Below are 22,516 nucleotides of genomic sequence, written 5' to 3'. Positions count from 1 at the left end.
GTTGAGTGAGTAGTTGAGTTGGGACGTGAGTCACTAAATATGGTGGTAAGTAGTTGTTGAATAATTGAATCAATACTACCTACGAGAACGAGTACCTTAAATACGTAAGTGGAAGACTATGACAAAAGACGCAAAGAACCTGATCGTTGGCCTCGATATCGGCACATCGAAAATTGTGGCGGTTGTTGCTGAAGTGATGCCCGATGGGCGCCATGAGGTGATTGGCTTGGGTCAGCATGAGTCGAAAGGGTTAAAGAAGGGCGTAGTCGTCAATATTGAAGCGACTGTCGAATCAATTCAGCGCGCATTGGAAGAAGCTGAACTGATGGCTGACTGCAAAATTCGCACTGTGTACACAGGTATTGCAGGTAGTCATATTCGTAGTTTTAATTCCAGTGGCATGGTGGCGATCAAAGATAAAGAAGTGACCGCAGCGGATGTGTCGCGCGTGATTGAAACCGCGAAGGCCGTGAATATTCCTACCGATCAGCAATTACTGCATACCTTGCCACAAGAATTTATCGTTGATAGTCAAGATGATGTGCGTGAACCAATCGGCATGAGCGGCATTCGATTGGAAGTGAAAGTGCATATTGTGACGGGCGCAGTGTCGGCTGTTCAGAACATTGTGAAGTGCGTGCGTCGTTGCGGCTTGGAAGTATCTGATTTGATTTTGCAACCGATGGCTTCTGCGGATGCGGTGTTGACCAACGACGAAAAAGAATTAGGTGTGGTGTTGATCGACATCGGTGGTGGAACAACAGACGTTGCAGTGTTCAGTGAAGGTTCGATTCGCCACACTGCTGTGATTCCAATTGCTGGCGATCAAATCACCAATGACATCGCGATGGCATTGCGCACGCCAACTTCAGAAGCAGAAGAAATCAAAATTCGTTTTGGCGTCGCCAAGCAAGTGTTGGCTGATCCAGCAGATACTTTGGAAGTGCCGGGCTTAGGTGATCGTGGTCCAAGATCTCTGTCGCGGCAGGCGCTCGCTGCAGTAATAGAGCCGCGTGTGGAAGAGCTATTTGCATTGGTACACCAAGTGGTGCGTGAATCTGGTTATGAAGATGTCCTCTCATCGGGCATTGTGTTAACCGGTGGTTCTTCAACCATGCAAGGCATGGTTGAAATGGCCGAAGACATTTTCTTAAAGCCTGCGCGTTTAGGGATGCCGGCGTATTCAGGTCAATTGGCGGATGTCGTTCGTAGTCCGCGTTATGCAACGGTCTTAGGTTTGTTGTTGGAAGCGAAGAAGCAGTACTTACGAGGTCATATTGTGACGCGTCAGGCGGGTTCGGCGAGTGCAGTTTGGCAGCGTATGAAGGAATGGTTTCAAGGGAATTTCTAATTCCATTTTTTGTTTTGAAAAATAGTGTTTCTTTATAGATGAAATGAGGCGATTTGTAGCAGATTTTTTACGACAATTTGCTGCAATCATTTTATAATGTTGCGAAATACAGTTTTCATTCGCTAGGCATCACATAGTGTGAGGATTAGCGACTGAAAACTGCCTACTTGGGGGATTCATGATGGAGTTCGATATGGTCGATAACGCTACGCAGGGCACAGTGATCAAAGTCGTTGGTGTCGGTGGCGCAGGTGGTAATGCCGTACAGCATATGATTAACAAAGGTGTTTCTGGCGTTGAGTTCATCGCTGCAAATACAGATGCGCAGGCATTGACACAATCTGGTGCACACAATGTGATCCAGATTGGTGAAACAGGTCTTGGTGCAGGGATGAAGCCTGAGGTGGGTCGTCAGTTGGCTGAAGAGTCCCGTACGCGTATTGAAGATGCTTTGCGTGGCGCACACATGGTATTTATCGCAGCGGGTATGGGCGGTGGTACAGGCACTGGTGCTGCACCAGTAGTTGCACAAATCGCGAAAGAACAAGGCGCATTAACAGTAGCGGTTGTGTCTAAACCATTCTCTTACGAAGGTAAGAAATGTATGGATATCGCTGACGAAGGTTTAGAAGCTTTGTCTAAGCATGTCGATTCTTTGATCATCATCTTGAATGAAAAACTCGAGGAGATTTACGAAGACGACAGCATGATCGAGTGGTTGGGTCACGCTGATAATGTTTTGAATAATGCGGTTGCAGGTATCGCAGAAATCATTAACGTACCAGGCCATATCAACGTCGATTTCAATGACGTGAAAACCATTATGGGTGAGCAAGGTAAAGCGATGATGGGAACGGCGACAGCATCAGGTGTTGATCGTGCACGTATCGCAGCGGAACAGGCGGTCGCCTCACCATTATTGGATGGTATTGATTTATCTGGCGCGCGCGGTGTTTTGGTGAACGTTACTGCGAGCCGTGGTTTGAAAGGTAAAGAAATTAAAGAAGTAATGGCGGCGGTGCGTGCGTTTGCTGCACCGGATGCTTCGATTGCGCAAGGTATTGCTTACGACGATACGATGGGTGATGAGATTCGCGTCACTGTTGTCGCAACTGGTTTGGGACGCGGCAAGAAAAATATCCAGTTGGTGCAAACGCCGATGTTACGTACCGGTACGAATGACGAGCCAGTGATGATGGCAAGTCCTGCGATGACTACGACGGCTAGCAAAACAACCAGTTCTGTGAGCGCTGGTTTTGATAGTTTGACCAAGCCAGCGGTTTGGCGTCATTCTGCAACTGAGCAAGTTCGTGCATTGGAAAAAAATGGTATGGAAACTTATGATATTCCAGCATTTTTGCGTAAGCAGGCTGATTGAGTAAGTCTACTAAGTTAGCTAGTTCAGAATCAAGCAAAACGCCAGTCAAGTGACTGGCGTTTTGCTTTCTGCAAATTTTTTTTCTTTAGGGCATACTTGCATACTTTCCTGCATCAGCAAATGATCGGGCGAAAATTCACATATTTTAATTTTTAGGGAGTTCATTATGAGCATCAAGATTGGTGACAAATTACCTGCGGGTAGTCTGGCTGAATTTATCGAAGTCGAATCAGAAGGCTGTTCATTAGGCCCGAATACCTTTGATGTAGCGGAACTTACTAAAGGTAAAACGATTGCGATTTTTGGATTGCCTGGTGCCTACACACCAACCTGCTCTGCGAAACATGTGCCTGGTTATGTAGAACATGCAGCCGCATTAAAAGCCAAGGGTGTTGATGAAATTTGGTGTATTTCCGTGAACGATGCCTTCGTTATGGGTGCTTGGGGTCGCGATCAAAAAGCAACTGGCGTGGTACGTATGATGGCTGATGGCAATGCAGCTTTCAGTAAAGCATTGGGTCTCGATGCTGACTTCAGCAAGTTTGGTATGGGTGTTCGTTCTCAGCGTTATTCTATGGTGGTCGTTGATGGCGTGGTTAAGCATTTGAACATCGAAGAAGGCGGCAATTTTGCGGTTTCGAATGCAGAAACGATGTTGGCACAACTAGCTTAATTTGCCAAAAATTACTGTCGTTTGATACAGAAAATGCGCGTCAGCCTGATGCGCATTTTTTTTGATCAAACCCAATCTTGTACGTCCGTAATGAATTCTCTGCGTGAATTTGTTTTGCGATTTATAATCTCAGCATGTTAAAGCAAAGAACAATACAAAAAGAAGTTAAAACTATTGGTGTCGGTGTGCATTCCGGAACCAAGGTTACGCTGACTCTTCGCCCCGCTCCAGTCGATGCAGGGATTATATTTACGCGCGTTGATTTGTTGCCGCCTGTGGTGTTTCCTGCTACCGCATTAAATATTGGCGATACGAAAATGGCATCCACTTTAACGAAGGATGGCGCTAAGGTTTCCACTGTTGAGCATCTACTTTCTGCTTGCGCTGGTCTGGGTATTGATAATATTTATATTGATGTGAGTGCAGAAGAAATTCCAATTATGGATGGCTCGGCCTCGTCATTTGTGTACTTGTTGCAGCAGGCTGGAATGCAAGAGCAAGAAGCTGCGAAAAAATTTATTCGTGTGTTAAAGCCAGTGGAAATTCGTGAGGGAAGTGGCAAATCAGAAAAGTGGGCACGCTTAGAACCATATGACGGTTTTAAGTTACATTTTTTTATAGAATTTAATCATCCAGCTGTTGATGGAACGAATCAAACTGCTGAAGTTGATTTTGAGCAGGTCTCGTATGTAAAAGACGTAGCGCGCGCGCGGACATTCGGCTTTATGCAAGATGTCGAGATGTTGCGTGGAATTGGATTAGCGCGTGGTGGTTCGCTGGAAAATGCCATCGTCATGGACGAATATCGGATACTTAACGCGGACGGTTTACGTTTTGACGATGAATTTGTTCGACACAAAATTCTTGATGCGATCGGTGATTTGTATCTGATCGGACACCCATTTTTGGCAAGTTATACCGCGCATAAATCGGGGCATGGATTAAATAATCAGTTACTACGTGTGTTGTTAGCACAACCTGATGCTTATGAAATCGTGACCTTTGATGACATTAAATCTGCCCCAAAAACCTACGCTTTTCAAGAAGAGCGCGAGTGGGCTTTCAATTAAATTCCAGCTATTTGCAAGTAAATGGGCGGTGTTAGCGCTGATTTCGATTAAGTAATCGCGCAAGTGCTGCTTTCAATTCTGCGTTTTGCGGCGTTGTTTCTAAGTTATTTTTTAGTTCCTCAAATGCATTCAAGGCAGAGCCAGTGAGTACTGCCTGCTTTATCGGATCTGGCTTAACGATCGCGCGCTTGACTTGTACTTTGATCTTGATTGCGTTAATCTGCCAGCCTGTTTGCTGCAAATGTGCCTGCAATTTTGGCAATTGTTGCTTTAATTTCGCGGCAATCGAGGCGTTTGGCGTCGACATCACCAGTTGGTCCTCATTGAGGTTCAAAACCTCGCAGCCATCGAAGATTGCAGGCAAGGCTTTCTTGCACTCTTTTTGTAGCGAAATATTTCGCTTAACTGTCGGTAAAAGTGGAGATAGCTTGTCGTTATGTCTTAAAAATGACGCTATCTCATTGGTCTGAGCCATCTTTTTGCCACGTTTGACATTTAATCGGTAAGTTGGATGAGGTGATTGCATATTGCGCACATTACCATAATTTAAACTTGTTGATCACGGAGGTAACGGTTAATGCAAGTCATCATTATGCATTCACGATTGACCCAGGCAAAGTCAGTGACTTTGTCATCGACACATCTGATCATTTTTCTGTCGGTTTTTACATTGCTAGCATTGCTAGCTTCATTTTCACTTATGAATCTGTTCGCCAGGTTTGCAGATAGCGAATCTGGTTGGATTAAAAATATTTTACCGCAGACGATGCTAGTCTCAAGCGCGGGCTCTTTGAGCAGCAATGATAAGTATTTAAAAGAAAATTTGGCAGCAATGGCGGTCAAAATTGGTGAAATGCAAGCACAGTTAATTCGCTTAGATGCACTCGGAGAGCGAGTTCAGGGATTGGCTGGCGTGAAGCCAGAGGAGTTTAATTTCAAAGAGCTGCCTGGCCGAGGCGGCGCAGAGGTGTTGAATGATGTGCCGAAATCAGATTTAAATTTACAAGATTTCCAAGCTTCCTTAGATGCGTTATCCAAAGATCTTAGTTATCGCTCTGATTATTTGAATGTGGTTGAGTCGAAGTTAATGAGCTTTAAGCTGCAAGCAAAATTATTGCCGACAATTGTTCCGGTCAATGTTGGTTATAACGCCTCCACTTTTGGTCGCCGGCTGGATCCATTTTCCGGTCGTACTGCTTTTCATGAAGGATTGGATTTCTCTGCGCCTAACGGAACGCCAATTGTTGCTGCCGCTGGTGGCGTGGTGGTTTCTGCAGAATACCATCCTGAGTTTGGCAATATGCTGGAAATTGATCATGGCGGCGATATGATGACGCGTTACGCACATGCGTCGAAGTTGTTAGCAAAAGTGGGTGATATTGTGAAACGTGGTCAGCATATTGCCAACATTGGTTCAACTGGACGTTCAACGGGTGCGCACTTACATTTCGAAGTGAGGATTAAAGGTGTGCCACAAAATCCGCACAAATTCTTGAATGCTGGTGGTGACGGCAGCGATGTGTCGAAATTGGCAAGTTTGGTTCGCTGAATCTTCGCAAGTCGGTCAAGCCGCTCAAGCCGCATAATCAATGTCAAACTGTTATCCACAATTCCCTCCACTCGTAGGGTGAACATTGTTGATTTAGGAGCTCAGATGTCTGTTGTAGCGGCTACTTAAGTTTGCGGTAAATTGGCTTTTGGTATCTAAAATGTTGATTTTCTCGCACAAAAAAATTGATCTAGCCTTGAATTTGTCCGATTTAACACCACCTCTCCCTCATTCTCCCCGTTCTTATCCTTAGAAATTCTGGAAAGGGAGGTGAGCCATGTTAAAATTAAAAGTTAATCATATCTGCTGCACTTTTGTTCCGTTGCAGTGTTTTAGAACCTATACCCTTCATACTCACTACTAGCATGTCATTCCTGACCAAAATATTCGGTAGCCGTAATCAAAGGCTCTTGAAACAATATCAAAAAATTGTGCGTGAAATCAACGCATTAGAGCCAAAGTATGAAACTTTGTCGGATGATCAACTTAAGGCTAAAACGCCAGAATTTAAAGAGCGCCTTGCCAAGGGTGAGACTTTAGATAGTTTGTTGCCGGAAGCCTTTGCGGTTTGCCGTGAGGCGAGTAAGCGGGTCTTAAAAATGCGCCATTTTGATGTGCAATTAATCGGCGGCATGGCTTTGCATTTCGGTAAGATCGCGGAAATGGGTACCGGTGAAGGTAAAACTTTAATGGCAACCTTGCCTATTTATCTGAACGCTTTATCAGGTAAGGGTGTGCATGTTGTTACTGTTAATGATTATTTGGCACAACGTGACGCTGATCAAATGGGACAGTTGTACGGTTGGTTAGGTTTGACGACCGGGGTAAATTTATCGCAGTTAGAGCACGATGCGAAACAAGTCGCCTATGGTTCCGACGTAACTTACGGAACGAATAATGAATTCGGCTTCGATTATCTCCGCGATAATATGGTGTACGAAGCGAAAGATCGTGTTCAGCGCGCCTTGAATTTTGCGGTGGTCGATGAAGTCGATTCGATTTTGATCGATGAAGCACGAACGCCTTTGATCATTTCTGGACAGGCTGAAAATCACACCGAGTTGTATTACAAAATCAACGAAGTTCCTAAGTTGTTGACTCTGCAAATCGGTGAAGAAACGCCCGATGGTAAAGGTGTGGTCGAAGTGCCGGGTGACTACACGAAAGATGAAAAATCACATCAAGTTTTGCTGACTGAAGCAGGCCACGATAAATCTGAGCAAATATTGACGCAAATGGGTCTATTGCCAGAAGGTGCGTCTTTGTATGATGCAGCGAATATCTCCTTAGTACATCATTTGTATGCAGCCTTGCGTGCACATGCTTTGTACTTTAAAGACCAGCACTACGTTGTGTTGAACGATGAAATCGTGATTGTTGATGAATTCACTGGTCGCATGATGACTGGTCGTCGTTGGTCTGATGGTTTGCATCAGGCCGTCGAAGCTAAAGAAGGCGTTCGTATTCAAAACGAAAATCAAACTTTGGCATCAATCACTTTCCAAAACTACTTCCGTATGTACGCACGTTTATCGGGTATGACGGGTACTGCGGATACGGAAGCCTACGAATTCCAAGAAATTTACAGCCTTGAAACGGTGGTGATTCCTCCGAATCGCCCTTCAGCGCGTAAAGACCGACAAGACCAGGTATACAAATCCGCCGAAGAAAAATACGGCGCGATGCTCAAAGATATTCAAGATTGTTACGAGCGCGGACAGCCTGTTTTGGTCGGTACAACTTCGATTGAAAATTCTGAATTATTGTCCGGTATCTTGGATAAAGCGAAGTTGCCACACAATGTTTTGAACGCGAAGCAGCATGCGCGTGAAGCTGAAATCATTGCACAGGCAGGCCGTCCAAAAGCGATTACGATCGCCACCAACATGGCTGGTCGCGGTACCGATATCGTTCTGGGTGGGAATGTCGCAAAACAAGTGCAACTGATTGAAGCGTCTGATACTTTGTCCGACGCTGAAAAGCAAAAGCAATCAGAAAAATTACGCAATGAATGGCAGTCATTGCATGATCAAGTGGTGGCAGCTGGCGGCTTACATATCGTCGGTACTGAGCGTCATGAATCACGGCGTGTAGATAATCAATTGCGTGGTCGTTCTGGTCGTCAGGGTGATCCTGGATCTTCTCGTTTCTATTTATCTTTAGATGATGCTTTGCTGCGCATCTTCGCTGGTGATCGCGTGCGCGCAATCATGGATAGATTGAAAATGCCAGAAGGCGAACCAATTGAAGCTGGTATTGTCAGCCGTTCGATTGAGTCCGCTCAGCGTAAAGTTGAAGCACGTAACTTTGATATTCGTAAGCAATTGCTGGAGTACGATGACGTTGCGAATGATCAGCGTAAAGTAATTTACCAGCAACGTAATGAATTGCTGGAAGCGCACGATATGTCAGAAATGATTGCCTCGTTGCGTGATGGCATGTTCCATGATTTAGTACGTCAGTACGTTCCTGCTGAGACCGTGGAAGAACAGTGGGACTTACCAGGTTTGCAGGCTGTATTGGCCGCTGAATGGTCTTTGAATTTGGATCTCGTCAGTTTATTGGAAACAGAAAAGAACTTAACCGATGAAGATATTCTGGAACGTGTAGTCGCTGCTGCAAAAGCAGAATACGATGCTAAACTAGATGTCGTTGGTAAAGATGCCTTTGCAGGATTTGAACGAAGTGTCATGTTGCAGAGTATCGATAATCACTGGCGCGAACATTTGGCGGCACTCGATCATTTGCGACAAGGTATTCATTTGCGTGGCTATGCGCAAAAAAATCCTAAACAAGAATACAAACGCGAAGCGTTTGAATTATTCTCGCAGATGTTGGATTTGATCAAAAATGAAGTGGTGCGCATCGTTGTGACGGTTCGTATCCAATCTCGTGAAGAAATCGAAGCAGCTGAGCAGCAAATGGCGCAATCTCAGATTGAAAATGTTCATTATCAACATGCGGAATTTGATGCAAATGCTTCGCCAGAAGAAATGTTAGCACCGACTCCAGTCATCGCAGACGACAATACGCCTATGGTTGATCATGGCTTTAAAATTGGACGTAATGATCCTTGTCCATGCGGTAGCGGTAAGAAATACAAGCAATGCCATGGCAAACTAGCATAAGCTTGATAATAACTTGATCGTCCTTGTGTTTTGGGACGAGTAAAAAAGACGGGAAATCCCGTCTTTTTTGTTTTCTGTGCCGGCACTTTTTTCTGACCGAGCTCCGCACAACAGTCGTGATCGCTTGAGCTTTGAATCGAAAAGTGTATCTGCGCCAGAGCGTAACTTGCGTCACAGATTCAAAATTCGGGCATGCAGTATGTGTGGGTCTCTCTCTGTAATCGGATAAATTGCCGCTTGCTAGCACAGGCAATTGTAGGTAGATATTGATGAGGCAAGCGACACTTTGATGCGCATCTACCTGTATTCAAAAAATGCTGTTTGATACTGAATGCATCATCACCGAGCAAGTGCGTTTTTTAATTTTAGTAACTGAGTTTCCAAAGCTTCGAAATCATCTTGATGATAGTCGCTGAACATAGCGCGCCCTTGATTAACGATTTCTGGGAAAGACTGCGCAAATTGCAATTCGCCTTCTGGGGTTAGTTTGATAAATAGTTGGCGCCGATCTTCACCGCGTTCGCGTTGAATTAAACCTTTGCTTTCTAAACGATCTAGTACGCCAGTAAGCGTTCCTTTGGTGATTAAGGTTTTCTCACCAAGTTCTTTGCAGGTCATTCCGGAAGTATTGCCAAGGGTGGCGATGATATCAAACTGGGACTCAGTAAAACCTAGCGCTTTGACGCGTTTGGCTGAGGATTTTTCAAACAATTGCATGCATTCCGACAATAAGCGAATGCTGCGTAAATACCGTTTATCCATTATTTTAGAATTTGATACGAAAGGCCAAAGCGTGCGTCGCACCACTTCAGCCTTTGATTGAGAGGAGAATTAGTTAGAATTCACTGCCTCGACTTGAATCGCTAATTTAACGTCTGGAGAGAAACCCCAGTTGATCGCATAATTCATGCCGAAATCACTGCGTTTGAATTCCGCGCTAGCATCAGCACCGCAGATTTCTTTCTTCGTCATTGCATCTTGAATACATTTGAATTTATTGATCGTGAGGTTCACTGGTTTAGTGACACCCAATAAGGTCAATTCACCTTCAACAGAAACCAAGGTGTCGCCATTGAACTTCATTGATTTTCCAACATAGGTAACAGTTGGGAATTGTGAGACGTTAAACATGTCTTTATTTTTCGCATGTTCGTTCATTTTTGCATGGCCGAAATCGACAGAACTTGCATCGATAGTGATATTCATCGTGCCAGTTTTAGCAGCGCGATCTAGCGTGATTGTGCCCTCTGTTTTTGTGAATTTTCCACGCCAAAATGAGATGCCTTTATGATCGGCTTCGAAGCTAGGGTAGGTATGCGAAGAATCTACTTTATAAGTTTGTGCAAAACTTGGTGCAGCAACTGCAAACAAAGCGATAGCAAAGAATTGGTTTAATTTCATGGTGGTGCTCCTGTATAAAAGTTAAGGGCTGGTGGTGACTACTTTAAATTTGATCATGACTTCATCGGCAACCATACTGGTGTCTTTCCATTCGCCTTCGCCGATGTTAAATTGCAGGCGTTTGATAGGTAAATTTCCTTCGAAGCTGAAGCCTTTCGCTTCTGTTTTGACTTGAAGTGGAAAACGCACTGCAAGTGTTTTGCCTTTGATCGTTAAATTGCCGCTGACTTCAAGTTTGCCAGCACCAAGATTCTTCATTGATGTGGAAATGAAGCTTGCTTTGGCAAATTGGGCTGCGTTAAACCATTCTTTCTTTAATACTTCTTGGTTGTATTCAGGTGCTGGTAAATCGATGCTATTCACATCGATTTCTACTTTTGCTGTGGACAATTCAGGCTTGCTCGCATTGTAGTCAATTTGTGCTTGAAATTTTTTAAAGCGCGCCTGAACCGGCACTTCCATTTGCTTGAAGACGACATGAACTGTGCTTTTACTATTGTCTAGATTCAGGTTGGCGGCAAATAGCAGAGCTGAACTGCTCAAAGCCGCCGCCATAAGTATGTATTTCCCTGATTTAACGAGTGCGTTTGAGATCATCTTGATTCCTTATTTGAATTGGTCGGCAACATACGTTGCAGGATGCCGTCTTTATTGATGAATTGGTGCTTTAATGCTGCTGCAAAATGTAAGAAAACTAAGGCTAACATACACTTAGTTAGTATTTCATGCGCACTCTTAAGTTGATCTTTCCAATCTGGATTTGGATCGATCAAGGCTGGCAATTCAAATAATCCCAAATAGACAACCGGAAATCCTGCGGCATAAGAATACAGATAACCAGACAGCGGAACCGCAAACATCAGAATGTAGAGACCAATATGGGTGCCATTTGCGGCTTGTTTTTCCCACTGTTGCATGCTGTCAGGATAATTTGGCGCTCCTTTAAACAGTCGCACCAATAGGCGAATCGCAACAAAGCCTAAGATGGTCACGCCCAGCCACTTATGCCACGAATAGAGTTTGAGTTTGGTCGGGCTGATTCTCAAATCAGTCATGTACGAACCGAGGATAAAGGCAGCAATGATCAGTATCGCAATGAACCAATGCAAAATAATACTGGCGGTTGGATAACGTTGCATAAGCGTTCCTAAAATGGAAAGTAGTTCGAAGTAGGACTAATATAGCAAAGAAAAAGAAAGTTTGCTTGATTTGATCAAAAAAAAGAAGTCGATGCTCAGAGAGCCGATGTCATAACTTTAACTTGGCTTGAAATCTAGCCTGATGAAATGCAAAAAAGCCTGGAAGATTGCTCTTCCAGGCTTTTTTGCGAGCTTGATGCTGATGTGATCGCAGACTGCTTAAATAGCTTTAGCTAACTTTGCAGCGATACCAGTGTAGTTTGCCGGGGTCATCGACAATAACTGGTCTTTTGCTTCTTGTGGAATACTTAAACCCAAGATAAATTCGCGTAATGCGTCTTTAGAGATGCCTTTGCCGCGTGTCAGTTCCTTTAACTGCTCGTACGGATTTTCGATGCCAAATCGGCGCATCACAGTTTGTACGGGTTCCGCCAAAACTTCCCAAGTATTGTCGAGATCTTCTGCTAAACGCGCTTCGTTAGTCTCTAACTTATTTAAACCGCGAACACAGCTGTCGTAAGCTAATAAAGTGTAGCCGAAGGCAACACCAATATTGCGCAGCACGGTGGAATCCGTCAAGTCACGTTGCCAGCGTGAGACAGGCAATTTTTCAGATAAATGTTTGAGTAAGGCATTCGCAAGTCCAAGATTACCTTCTGAATTTTCAAAATCAATTGGATTCACTTTGTGCGGCATGGTTGATGAACCAATTTCGCCTGCTTTTGTTTTTTGCTTGAAATAGCCAACGGAAATATAGCCCCAAATATCGCGGTTTAAGTCCAGCAAGATTGTATTTGCACGCGCGAAGGCATCAAACATTTCTGCCATGTAGTCATGCGGTTCAATTTGAATCGTATATGGGTTATAAGTTAAACCTAGACGTTGTTCGATCACATTTTTTGAGAAAGTTTCCCAATCGTGATTTGGGTACGCAGATAGATGGGCGTTGTAGTTACCAACCGCGCCATTCATTTTACCTAGAATCTCTACTTGAGCAATACGTTGTGCGGCGCGTTGCAAACGTGCGACCACATTGGCCATTTCTTTACCCAAAGTTGTTGGACTAGCAGTCTGTCCATGTGTACGCGACAGCATCGGCACACTGGCATTGTCGTGCGCGATTTCTTTCAGGCGCAAGATTAGTTTATTCAACGCTGGCAGCATCACTTGATCGCGCGCGGTATTTAACATCATGCCATGTGAAGTGTTGTTGATGTCTTCTGAGGTGCAGGCAAAGTGAATAAATTCTGCAGCAGCTTTTAATTCTTCGGTCACTTCAGCAGCAATATTCAATGTTCTTTTTGGCAGATGCTGATAACTGTCTGGTAGTGCCAGACCAACTGACTCTTTCAACCAATATTCGACCGCTTTGACATCATGGTTGGTGACCGCTTCGATCGCTTTAATACGGGCAGCATCTTCTTCTGAAAATTCGTTGGCAATGCGGTTTAGTAAGGCATTGGCTGCATCAGAGAATGGTTTGATTTCGCTAAAGCCAGCCAGTGACAGAGCTTGTAGCCAGGAAATCTCTACTTTTACACGGTGATGCATAAAACCAGCTTCTGACAAAGTCGCGCGAAGTGCATCGACTTTTGATGCGTAGCGTCCATCCAATGGGGATAAAGCGGAGAGAGTAGAGAGTGACATAGAATGCTCAGAAAAGTGGAGGAATGGCGGAAAGGTTTTGGTTCGTTGAAAACAACAATGATGTGAGTGAAAAATCTAGATGTTGCAGAAAGAAGCAGGCTGATCAACTTCTTAACAAGATTTAAATGCGCTTAAAGCAGCCTTAAATTGTTTTAATCACTATCAAATAGCCAGAAACCGAAAGCGTATATTTTAACATGGCTCGGATCTGTTTTTGCATTTCACAATGATTGACGAAGTGTTGGCAACAGCGATCACCTCAGTAAGGCTGGACCCAATGTTATAATCCGACCTAACAAACACTTAAACACTTGCTATGTAATTGCTATTCAGATGTAGTGAAGACATTTTCTTAATAATTTATTTAACATTTTCTTTGCAATATCTATGAAATTAATTGGCTCCCTTGCAAGTCCTTACGTGAGAAAAGTTCGCGTTGTTATGGCGGAGAAAAAGCTTGATTACGCATTAATACTTGAAAACGTATGGGCTTCTGACACGACCATTCAGCAATCCAATCCGCTTGGTAAAGTACCCTGTCTATTGATGGAAGATGGTGGTGCGATGTTCGACTCGCGTGTGATTGTTGAATATCTTGATACCTTAACGCCAGTCGGTAAGTTAATCCCACCGCATGGACGTGAGCGCGCTGAAGTTAAGAATTGGGAAGCCTTGGCCGATGGAATTTTAGATGCTGCAGTTTTGGTGCGCGCGGAACGCACGATGCGCGCGCCGGAGATTCAAAGCGAAGCTTGGGTCAATCGACAGTTAGATAAAGTTAATGCTGGTTTAAAGTCCATGGCGCAAGGTTTGGGAGAATCTCCATTTTGCGTCGGCAATCATTTAACGCTCGCAGATATCAGTGTTGCATGTTGTTTGGGATGGCTGACATTTCGATTTCCAGGAATAGCTTGGCGAGATGAATATCCGAATTTAGCGAAATTGTTTGATAAGCTTTCAGAGCGGCCATCTTTTAAAGATACCATCCCAGAGTAATTTGAAGTCTAGATGTCAGGATCATTTGGCGTGATCTTAAACTCATAGCGTAAAAAAAAGCATGTTCACGAACATGCTTTTTTTACGTCGTAAGATTTGCTGAAACTCTCTAGATTAACCACGCAAAGAGAAGTTGATACTTGCAGTCGCCAGTACCATCGTTGCTTTACCATCTTCAAGATAAGGTTTGAACAGGGCGCGTAACAAAGCGATTTTGGCAGATTCATCTAAGCGTGCAAATCCTGAGGATTTAACGATTTCAACTTTTTCTGCGCGGCCTTTGTCATTGACCAAAACTTGCATCACTACACGACCTTCTTCTCCCATGCGGCGAGCCATCGGTGGATAATCTGCTTGCGGTGCATGAATATATTCAACCGCACTGACAACTTTCGGACCTGCTGGCTCTGATTTGGCAATCACAGTAGATTGTGGCGCAGGTGCGGGAGCGGTTGGCGCACTGATTTCAGTGGCTGTTGGCGTTGCTGTGATTGCTTCGTCTGTGAGGTGTTGAACTGCGACTTGGTTTATCACGGGGACTATAGTATTCGCAGGCGGGACGATTTTTTCTATCTTTTTGATCGGTGTAGCTGGCGCCGGTAATGCACTAGGTAACATCATCACCACGGTTTCTTTTGGCGTGGCTTGAAAGTGTTTTACAGGATTCAATATGATTAAACCGAACACCACCACATGGGAAAGCGCGATGAAGCTACCCGTGAAAAATCGACGTGGAAGTTGAGGGGATTGCAGCGTATTCATATAATCTGCCTTGGCAAAATTGAGTTTAATCTAAATAAGAATAATTCGTATTTAGATTATGTATCAAATTGTAGGCGTATGCAAGAAATTTGTGCAGTGCATGATCAGAATGTTTGCGGCAGCTCAATTATTTTTCAGATCGTGAAAAGAATGCGCCAGAATTTATTTTGATTGTGTTTTCGCATCAAAACCTAGCGTGCTGGTTATTGGTAGATTCCGAACACGCTTGCGCCTTGAAATATTGTGAGAAGAGTTGTTCAAGACTCGAGATCATTCATGCAACTGACGATCCCATTTCCTCGCCTAAACGCACAGCTCCGGTTGGCTTCCAATCAATGTTAAATCGCATACTGTCTTTGCGGAATAACATCACGACGGTAGAACCTAGTAAGAAGCGTCCCATCTCTTCTCCTTTTTTCAAGCTGATTATTTGATCGTCATAGTGCCATTCACGCACTTCTTTGGTTCGCGGTGGATTAACGATACCGTGCCAAGCGATCTGCATGCTGCCGACTATTGTGGCACCAACTAAGACAAGTACAAACTCGCCATGTGGTGAATCAAATACACAGACCACGCGTTCATTGCGCGCGAATAAGCCAGGTACACCGCGGGCGGTAGTTGGATTGACCGAGAACAACTCGCCTGGCACATAGATCATGCGCTTCAGTTGGCCGTCGCAAGGCATATGAATACGGTGATAGTCGCGTGGACTGAGGTAAATATTCGCAAATTGTCCGTCTTGATATTTTTCGGCAAGCTTGGCGTCGCCACCGACCAAAGCGGTTGTAGAAAAATAGTGACCCTTCGCCTGAAAGATCTGTCCTTGCTCGATAGCGCCAAATTCGCTAATCGCACCATCTACCGGACAAGCATACTTTTCAGAGGTGAGCGGGCGCGCATCGGCACGTAGTGGACGAGTGAAAAACTCATTAAAGCTGGCGTAGCTGGCAGTGTCAGGATTGGCAGCTTCTTGCATGTTCACTTGATATTTTTTGACGAACCAATTGATCAGGCGGGTCGTGCGTTTGCCACCTCGATCATTGGCAACCAGACCTGCAAATGCAGTCAATAGATATTTAGGTAAAAAATATTGGGGAAGAACGGCTAAACGATCAGACACGGCAAACTCGTCAAGTAAATAAAGATCCGCGATTATAGCGGCTTCGTGCTGTAAAACTGTGGTTTGAGTCGTGATATGTCAACGAAATGCCTACGCTTGTTACTGTAACTGTGGCGTGTGATCAAGTGAAGGAGCTGATTTGTATCTAGCTATGTCATACTCCTTTCATTAAATCGAAGCATGATGCTCAGGGCTAGACTGTCTTAGTGCTAAACTAAGAGGTGTTTAGTAATAATCTATTGGATCTGATAGATTCATAGTGATAAGCTTCGTTCTAGTTCTGAAGTCAAATCAAATTCGTTGATGAGTGAAATGTGTAGCACTTGAAAATTCACTCATCGGTAATAAATGAAACACCCATGTTAATTTTTCTGGAGAAATCAATGAAAACAGTTGGACAAAAACTCGACGCATTTAGCGTACCAGCAGCTAAGCCAGGTTTTAATCATCACGAAGAGAATGGCGTATCCGCCTTCGAAACAATTACTGAAGCGTCTTTTCCAGGCAAATGGAAAATCATTTATTTTTATCCAAAAGATTTCACATTTGTATGCCCAACGGAAATCGTTGAATTTGCTAAATTAGCGAATGACTTCTCTGATCGCGATGCCGTGCTGATGGGTGGTTCTACGGATAATGAGTTTTGTAAATTGGCATGGCGCCGTGAACACAAAGATCTGGACAAGTTGAATCACTATGCATTCGGCGACGCAACAGGCTCTTTGGTTGATATGCTGGGCGTACGTGACGTCAACGCTGGTGTAGCTTTGCGTGCGACTTTCATCGTGGATCCAGACAATGTCATCCAACACGTTTCTGTGAACAACTTGAACGTAGGCCGTAACCCAACTGAAATCTTGCGTATTTTGGACGGTTTGCAAACGGATGAGCTCTGCCCATGTAATCGTACAGTAGGCGGTTCCACATTGTAATCGCGTTATAAATTCAATTTTCGGGCGCATTGCGGCGTAGGTATTGATGTATGGCGATCCTCGCAATATTGACATATTGCTCCGGTGTGCGCCTTGCACTGCATCCCGAGAATGTGAATTTCTAATCACGATTACGTCTAACCAGTCATTGGTTAATAGTGGTGCTCGCAGTACAATCAACCCGCTCCGGCGGGTTTTAAAAACGCTTTTTGATAGGTGAAAACTATGGAATTTCTTACTTCGATTAAAAATAGCATTCCTGATTATGCTAAAGATATTCGTTTGAATGTGGATAGTACGATTGCGCGTTCTAGTCTGGAAGGTAACGATGCTGTAGCGGTTGCATTGGCTGCGGCGTTTGCCACGAAAAGTAAAACGCTGATTGACTTGATTAAAAATTCTGGTCACATCGCGCCAGAAGAAGTACAAGCTGCTTTAACTGCAGCATCTTTGATGGGTATGAATAATGTTTGGTATCCGTTTGTTGAAATGGCCGATGATGAAGACCTGAAAACACAAGGCGCACAACTGCGTATGAACGCGTATGCAACCAATGGTGGTGTCGATAAACGTCGTTTTGAAATGTATGCGCTGGCAGCATCCATCGTTGGCAAATGTCATTTCTGTGTGAAGTCACATTTCGATTTATTGCGCAAAGAAGGCATGTCAACTACGCAGTTACGTGATGTTGGCCGGATTGCTGCGGTGATCAACGCAGCCTCGCAAGTGATTGCAGCTGAAGGTCTCTAAATCTAATTACTTCCTTCTTCAGGAGCTACTCCTATGAAATCAGATTTCGTTCGTGTCGTGCTGCAAATCTTGGTTGAGATGGGTAGTGCGAAGTAAGTGCTGATGAAAAGCCACATTGTGTAGTAATGCCGTTCAGTTAAGCGCAAAACTTCGTGGCGTCATCCCTGCGAAGGCAGGGATCCAGCGTCTTTAGGCTTTTACGGCACTGGGTTCCCGCCTTCGCGGGAATGACGAGACATCAGGTACGAGCTTAGCTGAACAGTAATAGCTATGTGCGGTTTTTTTTGATTTTGTAGTTCATTCAAATTGACAGCATCTTTCGCCGAGATTGTTTTACACTCTCAGTTTTCGACTGATCCTGTATGTCCAACAGCGAATTCAATGCACAAGGTTTTTTTGTCACGCAGCCATTATTGAGCGAGTCTGCGTTAGTGCAGTTATCGCAAAATCTTGACACGCTCACTTCTGGCTCGGCTACGCCAAGAGCAGGCGATCGTCATTTACTCAATCACGCTTGGTGCTCGCAACTTGTGCAAGTGATCGGCCAACATACATTGTTGCGCGATGTATTACCTGACTCTTACTGCGGGGTGCAATGCAGTTTGTTTGAAAAATCTGCAGCCAACAACTGGCTAGTCGCTTTGCATCAAGACTTAAGTATTCCCGTTGCGGACAAAGTGGAACATCCCGCATTGACCGCTTGGTCAAATAAAGATGGATGTTGGTTTGTACAAGCGCCAGTTGAGGTCTTAGAGCAACTCGTTGCAGTGCGTCTGCATGTCGATGTTTGTACTGAGATTGACGGCGCTCTGAAATTGATTGCCGGGTCACATCAATACGGTAAAGTTGACCCCACGCAGGCCAACGCCCTGCGCACATCAAGTGGTGAACGTCTATGCGCGGTCGAGCGCAGTGCCGCCTTGGTGATGCGACCTCTGGTTCTACATGCCTCATCAAAGGCGAGTGGGAACAGCCGACGTCGCGTATTGCATTTTGTTTTTGGTCCACAAGATTTGCCTTATGGTCTCCAATGGCATTATGCTGTTTGACTTGCGCGGAGAATATTTCTTCATCGCGATGTGTATTACCAATGGGTATTGCATTAGATCGAACACTTCACACCAATCCAATCTCACTTGTAAAGTTCCTATATAGATGCCAGATAGAGATACCTTGCTTCAGCTTGTCGATACTATCCTTAGCCCAGACCGACACGCATCGAGTTTGTTTAAGGAGGTGAATGCATTGGCGGATGCATTAACGAATTTAGGTCAATATGTTCGCCATCCGGACGACGACATTGCAAAAGGAGAGACGCGAACAGAACAGGGCTTAGCACTGTCGCCCCATGCTGCGGCCTTGTGTGCGAGGGATTTTGTTAGAACTGTGCAATTCATGCGTGGGGTGTATCAAGCAGTTTGTACGCAAAATTTGAGGGAGTCTGCTCGACCAGTGAATTTACTTTACGTCGGTTGTGGCCCTTATGCATTATTGGCACTGCCATTGATGCTGCGCCTTACACCGCAGCAGGTACAGATCAGTTTAATTGATATCCATGCCGATTCTATCGATTCTGTGTTGCGAATTGTTGGATACTTGGGGCTGCAAGAATTTGTCGCAGAAACTGCGGTTGCTGATGCATTCATGTATCGCATAGAGCGCAAATGGAGCCCTGATATCATCTTGTTAGAAGTAATGCAGTCGAGCTTAGAGAAAGAGCCTCAAATTGCTTTGTCGCGTTCTTTGATGAAGCAGGCACCTGATGCTTTGCTGATTCCCGAAGAAGTTGAAGTATCGCTTTGTCTGTTAAATCCCGCTAGGGAGTTTTCCGTGCAAGAGGTTGACAGAAATGATCAGCAAACATTGCGAGACCGAATTTCTTTGGGAACACTAATACGTGTCAATCGGCAGTCAATTCGCTCTTGGGAAAACATCTCGGGCATGAATTTACCCGCCGCATGTGTGCAAATACCTGAGAAAATTCCGCAAGGATATAGCCCGATGTTAATGACGACAATTCAGGTTTATCAAGAAAATGTTTTAAATACGTATGATTCTGGGCTGACGTATCCGCGTCGCTTGAATGCTGATTTTAGCGCAGGAGATACACTATGTTTTAGTTATGTATTAGGCGAGCATCCGAAACTTGTGGTTGATGTTCGGCATGTCGTAGATATCGAGCCTGTTAACAGGCCCCAGTGAATATTTGATTTTTTATTGATTATTGTTGACGCACTTTTCTATGCTACTAAGAATTCATCATGCCGCAATTATTTGTTCCGATTATGAACGTTCTAAACGATTCTATGTAGAGACTTTGGGTTTGCGTGTGATCGCCGAACACTATCGTGCTGAACGCAATTCTTATAAATTAGATTTAGGCTTGCCTGATGGCGGACAAATTGAATTATTCTCGTTCGAAAATGCGCCAGTGCGGCCGTCTTATCCCGAGGCGCAGGGATTGCGTCATCTCGCATTTGTGGTGAGCGATATTGAAAAAAGCTGGCGCGAATTGCTTGCAAAAGGACTGCAGCCAGAACAAATTAGATTAGATGAATACACTGGGAAGCGCTTTGTGTTCTTCGCAGATCCCGATGGCTTGCCATTGGAGCTGTATGAACAATAGCTATCTGAGCAATAGACGTAAACTAGCGATTTGAAACGACTACAACATGTAGATAATCATTGATAGAAGCGGCAATTAATTAAGAATAAATAATAGGGACAAAAATAATGCAACACCCAGATTTTGATGAATTTAAGAAGTGTTTCCGAGCAGCACAGTATTCGCAAGCATTGACTCTCGTTGATCGCTTAATTGCGAGCTTTCCTCAATCAGCAGCACTGCAATGGCATCGGCTCAATTGCTTAGAGAAATTGGAGCGTTACGCTGAAGTGCCTTCGAATTTAGATCTGGTTTTGCAGCGCTTGCCAGATTATGCAGCCGCATTGATAAAACGTGTCGAGTATGCAGATTGGTATTTGGATCAACAGGCACCATTGCATGCCGATGATGATCATGAAGATAAGCGTGTTTCTGTTGCCGTGGCGAATGCGAGAGCAAATCGCGTTGCCGTTCAACGCACATTGGAGCTGCGCAATATCGCGGATCTGCGTCGGATATTAAATCGTGGCGACACTTCTGCGGAGTCGGTGACATTAAACGCAAAAGAGCAAGGTCAAGCATGTTTTTTATTGGCAAACGCCTTGCGTTATCGTGAAACTGAAGAGGGCGGCGACGGTATAAGTGATGATGATTTAGCGGAAGCACGATCTCTTTTGGATCAAGCGATTCTGCTTTGCCCGCAACAAGTGGATTATCGCTTAGCACGTGCTGACGACGCTCGCAGTCGCGCTTGGGTCGATGCGACAGATCAAATCGAACCAGCGGATACGAGTGCAGATATCGTCCGTACTTTTTCTGGCATGTGTTTTAAGCGTTCAGCGTTAGAAGCTGCCGTGGTGGATTATCGCTATTGTTGGGAACAGGAAAAAGTGCCTGGTCACGCGATGAAGTTGGCGAACATTCTTCATGATCTAGGACGTTACGATGAAGCCTTACGAATTTATGATGAGGCTTTGGCGCAAATGCCTGAGGATGCTCCTCACCGAGAGTACTTCATTGAAAAGCGCAAGCTTTCCGAAAACAATGGTGCGGGTGAGCGTGAACATATGGCACAGCTAATACTTGGTAGTTTGGATGATGCTGGCAAAGATCGAAATCTTCAAGACAGTATGGCGGCACAGGCAATGATCGCTGCAGCCGAGGCAATTCGTCATGGTGCTTCTGTGTCGGACGCATTGGCAACGCATATCAGCGATGATCCCGATACGATGCAAGCGATGAATATTGCGCGCCAAATTTTGAGCATCGCTAATGAACCCAAGCCAGAGTTAGTCGAGGTTGATGTGAGTGATTATCCGAAGTATCAGCAAAAACACTGTCAACGCGCGGAGAAAGCGGCAAGTCAAGTGGGTTTGATTAAGATCGCAGATGCAGAGGCGATGGGCTTATTTAATATGCTGGGGCAGCATGTGATGTTGCGCCTTTTTAGAGATGAAAGCGGAGAAATTGGTTTGGCTTCATTTACGATGAAACCAAAATGGCCAGGATTGTTAGGGTTTTTATTGATGTTCTTTAGCGGTAAATGGAAGCAGCATCAAATGATAGAGTGTGTGACGATGTTTGACGATGGCGCGATGATTACCACGCAACCGCATAGTATTTCTCCATTTGAATATGGTGGAAAAATTATTCAAAATAAATTAGCTGCGAATGTGAAATTGGCCGATTTATTTATTGCACATCAAGCCAGCGTCGCGACTTATCTTCAGCAAAACCCCCAAGTGCAAAGTAAGTGCGTATTAGATTTAGCTGGTGTCGAGGCACGTTGGATTGCCGGTCAAGAAGCTAAATCAGCCTATCGAAAATCGATTAACTATGTCAGTGATGCAGAGTTGAAAACAATGTTGGGAGTGCACTATGATCGCTTTGCCGAGAAAATTCGAGAGCAACTGCGTTTGATGACGGCGTATTCTTGAACGATGGTATTGATGATAGAACGCACCACTAATTCAACATAGTGGTGCCTGCGTCTAGATCATGGCGTTTGCAGT

The 22,516-nt window shown here is 44.6% G+C and carries 21 protein-coding genes; 13 read left to right on the top strand and 8 right to left on the bottom strand.

Going from position 1 to position 22,516, the window contains the following annotated elements; translation table 11 throughout:
- Positions 1–118: 118 nt before the first annotated feature.
- The 4 genes from ftsA to lpxC all read left to right on the top strand — a co-directional run bounded on the left by ftsA (position 119) and on the right by lpxC (position 4,472).
- On the top strand, positions 119–1,351 hold the full coding sequence (gene ftsA / locus H8K33_RS15600) for a cell division protein FtsA (protein ID WP_186891981.1): 1,233 nt from the start codon (positions 119–121) through the stop codon (positions 1,349–1,351).
- Positions 1,352–1,532: 181 nt separating this feature from the next.
- Positions 1,533–2,729, top strand: coding sequence for a cell division protein FtsZ (gene ftsZ, locus H8K33_RS15595; protein WP_186892121.1), 1,197 nt, complete (start codon positions 1,533–1,535; stop codon positions 2,727–2,729).
- 166 nt (positions 2,730–2,895) lie between these two features.
- Positions 2,896–3,402: a peroxiredoxin gene (locus H8K33_RS15590; protein WP_186891980.1), complete on the top strand. Its 507-nt coding sequence runs from the start codon at positions 2,896–2,898 to the stop codon at positions 3,400–3,402.
- Between the two features lie 134 nt (positions 3,403–3,536).
- The gene (gene lpxC / locus H8K33_RS15585; protein WP_186891979.1) at positions 3,537–4,472 is read left to right on the top strand and encodes a UDP-3-O-acyl-N-acetylglucosamine deacetylase; all 936 of its coding nucleotides are present in this window, start codon (positions 3,537–3,539) and stop codon (positions 4,470–4,472) included.
- 31 nt (positions 4,473–4,503) lie between these two features.
- On the opposite strand, the gene H8K33_RS15580 is transcribed toward lpxC, so the two are convergent.
- Positions 4,504–4,998 (bottom strand): DciA family protein, encoded by a 495-nt coding sequence (locus tag H8K33_RS15580; protein WP_246443665.1) that lies wholly within the window; start codon positions 4,996–4,998, stop codon positions 4,504–4,506.
- Between the two features lie 51 nt (positions 4,999–5,049).
- Between H8K33_RS15580 and H8K33_RS15575 the strand changes: the two genes are divergently transcribed.
- Both H8K33_RS15575 and secA read left to right on the top strand, forming a co-directional pair.
- Positions 5,050–6,021: a M23 family metallopeptidase gene (locus tag H8K33_RS15575; RefSeq protein WP_186891978.1), complete on the top strand. Its 972-nt coding sequence runs from the start codon at positions 5,050–5,052 to the stop codon at positions 6,019–6,021.
- Positions 6,022–6,386: 365 nt separating this feature from the next.
- Entirely contained in the window at positions 6,387–9,149 is a 2,763-nt protein-coding gene (gene secA, locus H8K33_RS15570) for a preprotein translocase subunit SecA (RefSeq protein ID WP_186891977.1), read from the top strand.
- 339 nt (positions 9,150–9,488) lie between these two features.
- On the opposite strand, the gene H8K33_RS15565 is transcribed toward secA, so the two are convergent.
- From H8K33_RS15565 to purB, 5 genes are all read right to left on the bottom strand, one after another.
- A complete protein-coding gene (locus tag H8K33_RS15565) occupies positions 9,489–9,911 on the bottom strand; it encodes a MarR family winged helix-turn-helix transcriptional regulator (protein WP_246443663.1) in 423 nt (140 codons plus the stop codon).
- A 69-nt stretch (positions 9,912–9,980) separates the two neighbouring features.
- Complete coding sequence (locus tag H8K33_RS15560; protein WP_186891976.1) at positions 9,981–10,550, bottom strand: YceI family protein; 570 nt, start codon at positions 10,548–10,550, stop codon at positions 9,981–9,983.
- Positions 10,551–10,571: 21 nt separating this feature from the next.
- Entirely contained in the window at positions 10,572–11,147 is a 576-nt protein-coding gene (locus H8K33_RS15555) for a YceI family protein (protein ID WP_186891975.1), read from the bottom strand.
- Positions 11,144–11,689 (bottom strand): cytochrome b, encoded by a 546-nt coding sequence (locus H8K33_RS15550; protein WP_186891974.1) that lies wholly within the window; start codon positions 11,687–11,689, stop codon positions 11,144–11,146. Before H8K33_RS15550 ends, H8K33_RS15555 begins: the two co-directional genes overlap by 4 nt.
- 219 nt (positions 11,690–11,908) lie before the next feature.
- The gene (gene purB / locus H8K33_RS15545) at positions 11,909–13,336 is read right to left on the bottom strand and encodes an adenylosuccinate lyase (RefSeq protein WP_186891973.1); all 1,428 of its coding nucleotides are present in this window, start codon (positions 13,334–13,336) and stop codon (positions 11,909–11,911) included.
- Between the two features lie 387 nt (positions 13,337–13,723).
- Between purB and H8K33_RS15540 the strand changes: the two genes are divergently transcribed.
- Complete coding sequence (locus H8K33_RS15540; protein WP_186891972.1) at positions 13,724–14,332, top strand: glutathione S-transferase C-terminal domain-containing protein; 609 nt, start codon at positions 13,724–13,726, stop codon at positions 14,330–14,332.
- A gap of 114 nt (positions 14,333–14,446) precedes the next feature.
- On the opposite strand, the gene H8K33_RS15535 is transcribed toward H8K33_RS15540, so the two are convergent.
- Both H8K33_RS15535 and asd read right to left on the bottom strand, forming a co-directional pair.
- Positions 14,447–15,094: an energy transducer TonB gene (locus H8K33_RS15535; RefSeq protein ID WP_186891971.1), complete on the bottom strand. Its 648-nt coding sequence runs from the start codon at positions 15,092–15,094 to the stop codon at positions 14,447–14,449.
- Between the two features lie 274 nt (positions 15,095–15,368).
- Positions 15,369–16,217: an archaetidylserine decarboxylase gene (gene asd / locus H8K33_RS15530; protein WP_186891970.1), complete on the bottom strand. Its 849-nt coding sequence runs from the start codon at positions 16,215–16,217 to the stop codon at positions 15,369–15,371.
- A gap of 383 nt (positions 16,218–16,600) precedes the next feature.
- Here asd and H8K33_RS15525 point away from each other — a divergent pair, with 383 nt between their 5' ends.
- The 6 genes from H8K33_RS15525 to H8K33_RS15500 all read left to right on the top strand — a co-directional run bounded on the left by H8K33_RS15525 (position 16,601) and on the right by H8K33_RS15500 (position 22,441).
- Positions 16,601–17,149 carry a peroxiredoxin gene (locus H8K33_RS15525; protein WP_186891969.1) on the top strand — a complete coding sequence of 183 codons (549 nt, stop codon included), beginning with the start codon at positions 16,601–16,603 and terminating at the stop codon, positions 17,147–17,149.
- A 225-nt stretch (positions 17,150–17,374) separates the two neighbouring features.
- A complete protein-coding gene (locus H8K33_RS15520) occupies positions 17,375–17,899 on the top strand; it encodes a carboxymuconolactone decarboxylase family protein (protein WP_186891968.1) in 525 nt (174 codons plus the stop codon).
- Between the two features lie 362 nt (positions 17,900–18,261).
- Complete coding sequence (locus H8K33_RS15515; RefSeq protein WP_186891967.1) at positions 18,262–18,948, top strand: phytanoyl-CoA dioxygenase family protein; 687 nt, start codon at positions 18,262–18,264, stop codon at positions 18,946–18,948.
- A gap of 124 nt (positions 18,949–19,072) precedes the next feature.
- A complete protein-coding gene (locus H8K33_RS15510; protein ID WP_222613448.1) occupies positions 19,073–20,101 on the top strand; it encodes an SAM-dependent methyltransferase in 1,029 nt (342 codons plus the stop codon).
- A 40-nt stretch (positions 20,102–20,141) separates the two neighbouring features.
- Positions 20,142–20,525, top strand: a complete 384-nt coding sequence (gene gloA2 / locus H8K33_RS15505; protein ID WP_186891965.1) for an SMU1112c/YaeR family gloxylase I-like metalloprotein — start codon at positions 20,142–20,144, stop codon at positions 20,523–20,525.
- A 107-nt stretch (positions 20,526–20,632) separates the two neighbouring features.
- A complete protein-coding gene (locus H8K33_RS15500; protein WP_186891964.1) occupies positions 20,633–22,441 on the top strand; it encodes a tetratricopeptide repeat protein in 1,809 nt (602 codons plus the stop codon).
- Positions 22,442–22,516: the final 75 nt, after the last annotated feature.

It is taken from the genome of Affinundibacterium amnicola, from assembly GCF_014284275.1.
GTDB lineage: Bacteria > Pseudomonadota > Gammaproteobacteria > Burkholderiales > Burkholderiaceae_D > Undibacterium > Undibacterium amnicola.
This window is presented reverse-complemented; position numbering and strand designations above follow the sequence as displayed.

Bases quoted from the DNA above. Each gene is read 5' to 3' on its own strand.
- ftsA (WP_186891981.1), top strand. From the start codon at position 119: ATGACAAAAGACGCAAAGAACCTGATCGTTGGCCTCGATATCGGCACA.
- ftsZ (WP_186892121.1), top strand. From the start codon at position 1,533: ATGGAGTTCGATATGGTCGATAACGCTACGCAGGGCACAGTGATCAAA.
- H8K33_RS15590 (WP_186891980.1), top strand. From the start codon at position 2,896: ATGAGCATCAAGATTGGTGACAAATTACCTGCGGGTAGTCTGGCTGAA.
- lpxC (WP_186891979.1), top strand. From the start codon at position 3,537: ATGTTAAAGCAAAGAACAATACAAAAAGAAGTTAAAACTATTGGTGTC.
- H8K33_RS15580 (WP_246443665.1), bottom strand. From the start codon at position 4,998: ATGCAATCACCTCATCCAACTTACCGATTAAATGTCAAACGTGGCAAA.
- H8K33_RS15575 (WP_186891978.1), top strand. From the start codon at position 5,050: ATGCAAGTCATCATTATGCATTCACGATTGACCCAGGCAAAGTCAGTG.
- secA (WP_186891977.1), top strand. From the start codon at position 6,387: ATGTCATTCCTGACCAAAATATTCGGTAGCCGTAATCAAAGGCTCTTG.
- H8K33_RS15565 (WP_246443663.1), bottom strand. From the start codon at position 9,911: ATGGATAAACGGTATTTACGCAGCATTCGCTTATTGTCGGAATGCATG.
- H8K33_RS15560 (WP_186891976.1), bottom strand. From the start codon at position 10,550: ATGAAATTAAACCAATTCTTTGCTATCGCTTTGTTTGCAGTTGCTGCA.
- H8K33_RS15555 (WP_186891975.1), bottom strand. From the start codon at position 11,147: ATGATCTCAAACGCACTCGTTAAATCAGGGAAATACATACTTATGGCG.
- H8K33_RS15550 (WP_186891974.1), bottom strand. From the start codon at position 11,689: ATGCAACGTTATCCAACCGCCAGTATTATTTTGCATTGGTTCATTGCG.
- purB (WP_186891973.1), bottom strand. From the start codon at position 13,336: ATGTCACTCTCTACTCTCTCCGCTTTATCCCCATTGGATGGACGCTAC.
- H8K33_RS15540 (WP_186891972.1), top strand. From the start codon at position 13,724: ATGAAATTAATTGGCTCCCTTGCAAGTCCTTACGTGAGAAAAGTTCGC.
- H8K33_RS15535 (WP_186891971.1), bottom strand. From the start codon at position 15,094: ATGAATACGCTGCAATCCCCTCAACTTCCACGTCGATTTTTCACGGGT.
- H8K33_RS15525 (WP_186891969.1), top strand. From the start codon at position 16,601: ATGAAAACAGTTGGACAAAAACTCGACGCATTTAGCGTACCAGCAGCT.
- H8K33_RS15520 (WP_186891968.1), top strand. From the start codon at position 17,375: ATGGAATTTCTTACTTCGATTAAAAATAGCATTCCTGATTATGCTAAA.
- H8K33_RS15515 (WP_186891967.1), top strand. From the start codon at position 18,262: ATGTCCAACAGCGAATTCAATGCACAAGGTTTTTTTGTCACGCAGCCA.
- gloA2 (WP_186891965.1), top strand. From the start codon at position 20,142: ATGCTACTAAGAATTCATCATGCCGCAATTATTTGTTCCGATTATGAA.
- H8K33_RS15500 (WP_186891964.1), top strand. From the start codon at position 20,633: ATGCAACACCCAGATTTTGATGAATTTAAGAAGTGTTTCCGAGCAGCA.